Annotated in this window: 7 protein-coding genes and 1 pseudogene; 4 read left to right on the top strand and 4 right to left on the bottom strand. The window is 32.3% G+C overall.

The annotated features are described in order from the left end of the window. Positions 1–1552 (bottom strand): annotated as a pseudogene (locus tag ABWP78_RS09600) (hypothetical protein); the annotation flags it as partial. A 252-nt stretch (positions 1553–1804) separates the two neighbouring features. Here ABWP78_RS09600 and folE point away from each other — a divergent pair. The 4 genes from folE (at position 1805) to lgt (ending at position 5628) form a co-directional block, all read left to right on the top strand. After that, complete coding sequence (gene folE, locus ABWP78_RS09595; RefSeq protein WP_353170986.1) at positions 1805–2476, top strand: GTP cyclohydrolase I FolE; 672 nt, start codon at positions 1805–1807, stop codon at positions 2474–2476. Between the two features lie 127 nt (positions 2477–2603). Continuing rightward, positions 2604–4082: a cysteine--tRNA ligase gene (gene cysS, locus ABWP78_RS09590; protein ID WP_353170983.1), complete on the top strand. Its 1479-nt coding sequence runs from the start codon at positions 2604–2606 to the stop codon at positions 4080–4082. 137 nt (positions 4083–4219) lie between these two features. Then, entirely contained in the window at positions 4220–4441 is a 222-nt protein-coding gene (gene yidD, locus ABWP78_RS09585; protein ID WP_353170981.1) for a membrane protein insertion efficiency factor YidD, read from the top strand. Between the two features lie 260 nt (positions 4442–4701). Next, entirely contained in the window at positions 4702–5628 is a 927-nt protein-coding gene (lgt, locus tag ABWP78_RS09580; RefSeq protein WP_353170978.1) for a prolipoprotein diacylglyceryl transferase, read from the top strand. A 56-nt stretch (positions 5629–5684) separates the two neighbouring features. On the opposite strand, the gene ABWP78_RS09575 is transcribed toward lgt, so the two are convergent. The 3 genes from ABWP78_RS09575 to rpsT all read right to left on the bottom strand — a co-directional run bounded on the left by ABWP78_RS09575 (position 5685) and on the right by rpsT (position 8614). After that, the gene (locus ABWP78_RS09575) at positions 5685–6122 is read right to left on the bottom strand and encodes a hypothetical protein (protein WP_353170976.1); all 438 of its coding nucleotides are present in this window, start codon (positions 6120–6122) and stop codon (positions 5685–5687) included. Between the two features lie 195 nt (positions 6123–6317). After that, positions 6318–8114, bottom strand: a complete 1797-nt coding sequence (gene typA / locus ABWP78_RS09570; protein WP_353170974.1) for a translational GTPase TypA — start codon at positions 8112–8114, stop codon at positions 6318–6320. A 248-nt stretch (positions 8115–8362) separates the two neighbouring features. Further along, positions 8363–8614 (bottom strand): 30S ribosomal protein S20, encoded by a 252-nt coding sequence (gene rpsT, locus ABWP78_RS09565; protein WP_353170971.1) that lies wholly within the window; start codon positions 8612–8614, stop codon positions 8363–8365. Between the last annotated feature and the right edge of the window lie 217 nt (positions 8615–8831).

Here is an 8831-nt window from a genome sequence, read left to right as displayed (position 1 = left end):
TCGTATTTGCGGCCCAAACTGCGGTAACACCTGCTGGAAGTCCTGTTGGGGTTCCTATACCTGTAGCACCAGTTGTAGTGTGAGTTATTGCTGCTGGTAAAGCAGTATTGATACAAAGTGATGGCGTTGCAGAAGGTGTTGAAACCGTATTGTCTGGATTTACTGTGATGGTTGCTGTAGATGTTAATGGCGTGTTCACGACTGGAGAACCAACTGCTATATTTGTTAAACTATACGTTGTTGTTGCAGTCAAAGGGGTAGGTGTATTCCATGTAAACGAACCTGATGCATTTAAAGTAACATTATAAGTATTTGTACCTTGTGTGAATGAAACGACTGCACTTGGCGGACCTGTAAAAGTTAATTGTCCCGTATTATTGGTACAAATTGTATTACCTACTGCAGTAGCATTATTTGTACATCTAACGTCTAATAAAAATGAAATCTCTTCTGAATCAACACATTCTGGTGATGTGTTATTTCGAGCACGAACATAAATTGTAGTATCAACTCCGGGTTGAAAAGCAGAAGGATTTGTGATTTGTCCAGTAACAGGAAAAGTATAAATTATAGAAGCACCATAATTTGTAAAAAATGAAACCGTAAAGTCTGCAGGATTTAATGGTGCCAGTAGAGAAGGGACTAAAGCAGTTAAATCAAATGTTGGATTACAATCCCCTAAAGGCCCTAACTGAGTAGGTACAGGATTAACTACTGGTGTAGAACCAAAATAAATAATAACAGAATCTTCAGTAGGTGTACCACAGTCAGGATGTGTTACCTTAACTTTCCAAGTTCCTGATTGAGTAACCGTTATTGATTTTGTAGTCAAAGTAGGTTGTAAAACTCCATTCCAAAACCATTGATAAGCTAATGTATTTTGATTGGCAGGTGGATTTTGAAAGTTACAATGTAAGGTTTGAGAACTTATACTAGAATTACAAAATGAAATAGTATTAATAGCAGGAGGACTAGGATAAACAGAAGTTGCAGTCGGACCCAAATCTACACCACAAACCACATCACAGTTTGTAGATCCTGCACCTGGAGCAGTAGCATTAGTTTGTGACATAATAAACTGTCCCGCTTGATTTGAAAAATTTGTAATTAGTAAAATATAGTTAGAACCCGGATTAGCATTTGGTATGGTAATCGTTTCAATGGCTGCAGCTGAATAACTACAAGCTACAATATTATTAGGTATGGTTAAACTTGGTAAATCATATAACAAATTACAGGCATTAGTAGCCATTTGAGCATCAGTAAAGGGACCCCAACAAATATAATCAATATCTAAATTATTAAATAATGGTGGATTATTACCTTGCTGTAAATTAAAAATTAGATTTCCTGAAAAACCAGTCTGAAAGGTATACCAATTGGCATTTGGCGCGGAGCCTAGACAGCCTGGAGAACCTAAGTTAGGACCAACTAAACTAGGTTGAGGTGAAATATTCCCTGAACAAATTGGAGCCATAGTAGCACAAGTAGCTTGAGAATAAATAAAATTAATGCTTAAAAAAGTAAAAAAAAGTATAAGAAATTTTTTCATTTTAAATGTGTAAATATTAATATAATTATGAGTACTGATTAGCAAAAATAATAAAAAAATTAACTTTTCGTTAATAAATAAACAATTTAACAATATTATTTGCTTTATGTCGGAATAATCAGCTTTTCATCAGATTTAACAGTTGTTTAATTAAACATAAGAGCTGTTATTTTATAAATAACTTTAAAAATTTATAAAACTAATTTATTTATAAATGCATATATTTGCAGTTAGATGAAAATAATAGGTATGATGATTAACAACGAAGAATATAACGATGAAATAGGCAACAACCATATTGCCACCAACACACAAAACCCTATAAGAACTGATGCTTTTGAAATTTCTGATGAGGAAAAAATTACAAGAATCAAAAAAGATGTAGAAAGCATTCTTCTTACACTTGGATTGGACTTAACTGACGACAGTTTAAAAGGAACACCAAACCGAGTTGCTAAAATGTTTGTAAAAGAAATATTTGGTGGCTTACACCCTGATAAAAAACCTAGTGCCTCCACATTTGAAAACAAATACAAATATGGCGAAATGCTTGTTGAGAAAAACATTGTAGTATATTCAACATGTGAACATCATTTATTGCCTATATATGGTAGAGCACATATTGCTTATATCTCAAATGGAACGGTAGTTGGTTTATCAAAAATGAATCGAATTGTAGAATATTATGCAAAAAGACCTCAAGTTCAGGAACGTTTAACGATTCAAATCGTAAAAGAATTACAAAGTGTTTTAAATACGGAAGATGTGGCTTGTGTTATTGATGCCAAACACATGTGTGTGAACTCAAGAGGAATTAAAGATATTGAAAGCAGCACAGTGACTTCTGAGTTTGGTGGAAAATTTAAAGACGAAAAAGTAAAAAGAGAATTTTTAGATTATATTAAATTAGATACGAAATTTTAACTAGCCCTGATTGCAGTGAAAATCCTTTTTAAAATGTTGACTGAGGTTCTAGAAGGCAACATTTTAAAAAGATTGTAACGGAAAGCAGGAATAGCTTCAAAAAAATATAAAACATAAATTAAACAAAATGCCACTTTACGAAACCAATCCGCTTCAAGTGTATAATTCATTATCGGGAAAAAAAGAAAATTTTAAATCGATTCACGAAGGTCAAATTGGTATGTATGTTTGTGGACCAACAGTTTACAGCAATGTACATTTAGGAAATGTGAGAACTTTTATGAGTTTTGACATGATGTATCGTTATTTGTTGCATTTAGGATATAAAGTAAGATATGTACGAAATATTACAGATGCCGGACATTTAACAGATGATGGCGATGTAGAAAATGACAGATTTGTAAAACAATCGCGTTTAGAGAAATTAGAACCAATGGAAATTGTACAGAAATATACTGTCGATTTTCATAGGGTCTTAGAAACGTTTAATTTCCTACCTCCTACTATTGAACCAACAGCTACTGGTCATATTTTAGAACAAATAGAATTAACACAAAAATTAATTGAAACGGGTTTTGCTTATGAAAGCAATGGTTCTGTTTATTTTGATGTGTTAGAATATAACAAACGAGGTTTAAATTACGGGGAATTAAGTAATAGAAATATTGAAGAATTATTTGCTAATACTAGAGATTTAGACGGACAATCAGAAAAGAAAAACCCACAAGATTTTGCCCTTTGGAAAAATGCATCACCAGCACATATTATGCGATGGAACTCACCATGGGGAGCTGGTTTTCCTGGCTGGCACTTAGAGTGTACTGCTATGAGTACCAAGTATTTAGGTGAAACTTTTGACATTCATGGTGGTGGTTTAGATTTAAAATTTCCACATCACGAATGTGAAGTAGCACAAGGAACGGCATGCAATGGAGTACAACCAGTAAATTATTGGATACATACTAATATGCTAACCATGAACGGTTTACGTATGAGTAAAAGTACTGGAAATTATATTTTACCAATGGAATTAATTGAAGGTAAAAACGATTTCTTCGAAAAAGAATTCAATCCAAGTGTGGTACGCTTTTGTTTTATGCAAGCCCATTATCGTGGTGTTTTAGATATTTCAAATGATGCGATGTTAGCCAGTGAAAAAGGCTATAATCGTTTGATGGAAGCAATAGATGTTGTATCAAAAATTGAAACAAGCTGTACCTCTTCGATTGATATTACAACATGGAAAAATGCCTGTTATGATGCGATGAATGACGATTTTAATACCACTATTTTAATGGCGCAATTATTTGAAGCGGTAAGAATCATAAATTTACTAAACGACAAAAAAGAAACAATTTCTGCAACAGATTTAGCTGAATTAAAAGCAACTTTAGATATTTTTGTTTTTGATGTGTTAGGATTAACAATCAAAAAAGCAGCAGGAAATAACAATAAATTAGGAAGTGTTATCGAAATGCTAATTGAAATGAGAATGGAAGCGAGAGCCAATAAAAATTGGGCTTTGTCTGATGAAATTAGAGATAAATTAGCCATTTTAGACATTCAATTAAAAGACGGAAAAGACGGAACGAGTTTTACTTTGTAAAGACAAAAGGAAAAAGTAAAAAGGAAAAAGTAAAAAGGAAAAAGGAAAAAGGAAAAAGGAAAAAATAAAAAGAGAAAAGGTAATAAATAAATTCAGTAAATCTCTGAGATTTCTTTGCGAAACTCTGTGTAAAAGCTATGAAGAAACTATTCATTTTTCCGTTCATTTTACTAATTCGTTTTTATCAAATTGTAATTTCGCCTTTAACACCGGCAACTTGTAGGTTTGCCCCTACTTGCTCGAGTTACAGTAAAGAAGCATTAGAAAAACATGGCATAATAAAAGGGAGTTGGTTAGCATTTAAAAGAATTACAAGTTGTCATCCTTGGGGAAAAAGCGGTTACGATCCAGTTCCATGATGCAATTACAATGACAAAAATCAATGGCAATGATAATGGCAAAAGTCAATGACAATGGCAATGGCAAAAGTCAATGGCAATGGCAAAAATCAATGTCAATGGCAAAAGTCAATGACAATGTCAATGGCAAAAGTTAATGAAAATGGCAAAAGTCAATGAAAATGGCAAAAATAAATAAAATATAATACGCAAACCCTTATAAACTTATAACCTTATAAACTTTTAACCTTTTAAACCTATAAACATTTAAACTAAAAATTATGATTTGGAATCCAATAGAAGGCATCGATTTAGGTTTTTTTATGATTCGTTTTTACAGCTTAACTTGGGTAACTGCTTTTACTTTGGGCTGGTACATTACTAAATTTATCTTCCAAAGAGAAAAAGAGTCTATAGAAAAATTAGATAATTTATTTGTGTACACTATAGTCGCTACGATGCTTGGAGCAAGATTAGGGCACGTAATTTTTTATCAACCAGAATTATTTTCTCAAGATCCTTTAAGTGTTTTATTACCTATTAGCACAAAACCAGAATTACATTTTACTGGTTTTAGTGGGTTAGCGAGTCATGGTGCGGCAATTGCAATTATTGTTACGATGTATTACATCAAAACAAAAGTTTTACAACGTCCGTTATTATGGATATTAGATAGAATTGTAATTCCTGTGGCTTCGGGAGCCGTTTTTATTCGTTTAGGAAACTTTATGAATTCTGAAATTTTTGGAAAAGAAACTTCAAAAGACACTTTTATGGCTATGAAATTTGTGAAAGGTGAGGATAATTTACCGCCACAAGTAGCCTCGCAATTAACAAATATCCCTGACGGAACGCAAGCTTATAATGCGATTGCAAATGATGTTCAGTTTAAAGGTATTTTGGACAAAATTCCTTACAGATATCCAGCTCAATTATTTGAAGCCTTATTATACATTCCTGTTTTCTTTATCTTATTTTATATGTATTGGAAAACAGATGCCAGAAACAAACCAGGTTTATTATTTGGAACATTCTTAGTATTACTTTGGTCGGTTCGTTTCTTTGTGGAATTTGTAAAAGACAGTCAAGGTGGCTTTGAAGAATACCCAATGTTCAATGCCCTTTCAACTGGACAATGGCTGAGTATTCCGTTTATTATTCTTGGATTTTACTTTGTATATGCTTCGCAAAAGAAAGCAAAAATCTAAAAAAATATTTTAAAAAAAGGCAAACTCTAAATTAGATGTTTGCCTTTTTTTATGTTTTATCCTCTAAATTTCCATTCAAATTCGTCATTATCGTTGATGATGGCACCAATTTCAACCTCAACTACTTCATCATAATCCACATGGAAAAACAACCAATTGTCTTCGTTAAAATAAATATCAATACCCTCTTCTGAATCTTTTTCAAATTTGGTAATTTTATTAAGTGCTAAATCGCCATTTACTAAATCCCAAGCTTTATTTATAATGGTAGTTCCAAATAATTTAATTTCTGGATGTGTAGTCGTAATATAGCCCAATTTCATGTCTTCCTCAACATAAAACGTTAACTTCATACGTTCTTTATTATACACATAAATCGTATTATTTTCCTCATCTGTAAACGTCTTATTTGGTTTTCCGTATAACGCTTCTACGTATTTTGGAGTCATACCAAACTCTAATCTATCAATTCCGTTTTTTAATTTAATTTCCATGGCTTTAGGTTTTATACTAACAAAGTTAGGGTTTTTAACTATTGAATGTGCAAATAATTTCTAAATTAATAATTTTTACTGCAGATTCGGAGATTATCTGCATAAATAAAATCTGTGAATCTGTGGTGAAATAATATAAAAAAACCACGAAAATCAAATGAAATTCGTGGTTTAGTTTACATATAAAAAATCTAATTATATTTTAAAACGTTTTCTGTCTGTTTCAGTTAAATATATTTTTCTTAAACGAATCGATTTTGGTGTACATTCCACATATTCATCTTTTTGAATGTATTCTAAAGCTTCTTCTAATGAAAAGATAATTGGAGGGATAATTCTTGCTTTCTCATCATTACCAGAAGAACGTACGTTAGATTGTTTTTTCTCTTTCGTTACGTTTACACACATATCATCACCACGAGAGTTTTCACCAATTACCTGACCTTCATAAATTTCAGCATTTGGTTCTACGAAAAACTTACCTCTATCTTGTAATTTGTCAATAGAATAAGGAATTGCTTTTCCTTTTTCCATAGAAATTAACGAACCTTTGTTACGTCCAGAAATTTCTCCTTTATACGGTTCATATCCTATAAAACGGTGAGCCATAATAGCTTCACCAGCAGTAGCAGTAAGCAATTGGTTACGTAATCCGATAATTCCACGAGATGGAATATTGAATTTTACTATCATACGCTCCCCTTTAGTTTCCATGCTTAACATTTCACCTTTACGTAAAGTAACAAATTCTACAGCTCTACCTGATAAACTTTCTGGTAAATCAATCGTTAATTCTTCAATCGGCTCACATTTTTGACCATCAATTTCTTTTATGATAACTTGTGGCTGACCAATTTGTACTTCATACCCTTCTCTTCTCATAGTTTCAATTAAAACCGACAAGTGTAATACACCACGACCAAAAACCATGAATTTATCTGCAGAATCCGTCTCAGCCATTTTCATAGCTAAGTTTTTCTCTAATTCTTTTTCTAATCTTTCTCTAATATGACGAGAAGTAACAAATTTACCTTCTTTACCAAAAAATGGCGAGTCATTAATTGTAAACAACATGCTCATTGTTGGTTCGTCAATAGCAATAGAAGTTAATGCTTCTGGGTTTTCAAAATCGGCAATAGTATCCCCAATTTCAAATCCTTCCACACCAATAATAGCACAAATATCTCCAGCAATTACCTCTTGTACTTTTTTACGACCTAAACCTTCAAAAGTATGAAGTTCTTTTATTCTTGATTTAGAAATAGTACCATCTCTTTTAACTAAAGATATTGGCATTCCTTCTTTTAATACACCTCTTTCTAATCTACCGATTGCGATACGACCAGTAAATGCAGAGAAATCTAAAGATGTAATTAACATTTGAGGTGTTCCTTGTCCAACATTTGGAGCAGGTACATGCTCGATAACCATGTCTAATAATGCTTCAACATTATCTGTTACGTTTTCCCAATGATCAGACATCCAGTTATTTTTAGCTGAACCGTAAACAGTAGGAAAATCTAACTGAGCTTCTGTAGCACCTAATTCGTACATTAAGTCGAATACTTTTTCATGCACTTCTTCTGGCGTACAGTTTTCTTTATCCACTTTATTAATAACTACGCAAGGTTTTAAACCTAAATCGATCGCTTTTTGTAATACGAAACGCGTTTGAGGCATAGGTCCTTCAAAAGCATCTACTAACAAACACACACCATCGGCCATGTTTAATACACGTTCTACTTCTCCACCAAAATCGGCGTGACCAGGCGTATCAATAATGTTAATTTTAGTTCCTTTATAAACAACAGAAACGTTTTTAGAAGTAATAGTAATTCCTCTTTCACGCTCTAAGTCGTTATTATCTAAGATTAAATCTCCAGTATTTTCGTTATCACGGAACAATTGACAGTGATACATAATTTTATCAACCAATGTAGTTTTACCGTGGTCAACGTGTGCAATAATTGCAATGTTTCTGATAGATGACATATATTCTTTTTTTGAAAGTGCAAAGGTACGTTTATTATCTCGATATTCAAACAACAATATGTTTAGTTTACATTTTAATAAATTTAGAAGCAAAACGATTCATTTTCAATGCGCTAACCTTCACATATTCTTGTTTAATTTTTCCAATGCGCTGCCTTCGAGAACCTCAAGCTACAGATTAAAAAAGGACATAAAACAAAAAAAGCCCTGATTTTCATCAGGACTTTTAAATTATTTTAAGTTACTAATTATAATTTAGCAACCAATCTTGTTAACTTAGATTTTAAGTTTGACGCTTTATTAGCATGAATAATGTTTTTCTTAGCTAACTTGTCAATCATTGAAATAACTATAGGTAATTTCGTTGCAGCTTCTGCTTTTACAGTTGCTAAACGAATTGCTTTAATTGCATTACGTGTAGTTTTGTGTTGGTATTTGTTCAATACTCTTCTTTTCTCGTTGCTTCTAATTCTTTTTAGAGCTGACTTATGATTTGCCATTTTTTTTATATTTTAATTGTAAATAACTATTTTATACATCAGTAAAAAAATAAGAAAAACCTCCCACAATTGATTTTAAAGTCAATCACTTCAGTTTTAACTAACAAAACAAGTAAAGGAGACACCTAAACTCGTTTCATAAAACCATTTCAAAACTAATTTGTAGTCCGTAGGGGAATCGAACCCCTCTTACCAGGATGAAAACCTGGCGTCCTAA

The organism is Flavobacterium sp., assembly GCF_040402955.1.
Classification (GTDB): Bacteria; Bacteroidota; Bacteroidia; order Flavobacteriales; family Flavobacteriaceae; genus Flavobacterium.
The sequence above is the reverse complement of the archived record's forward strand: the minus strand, read 5'-3'. Positions and strand labels throughout refer to the sequence as shown.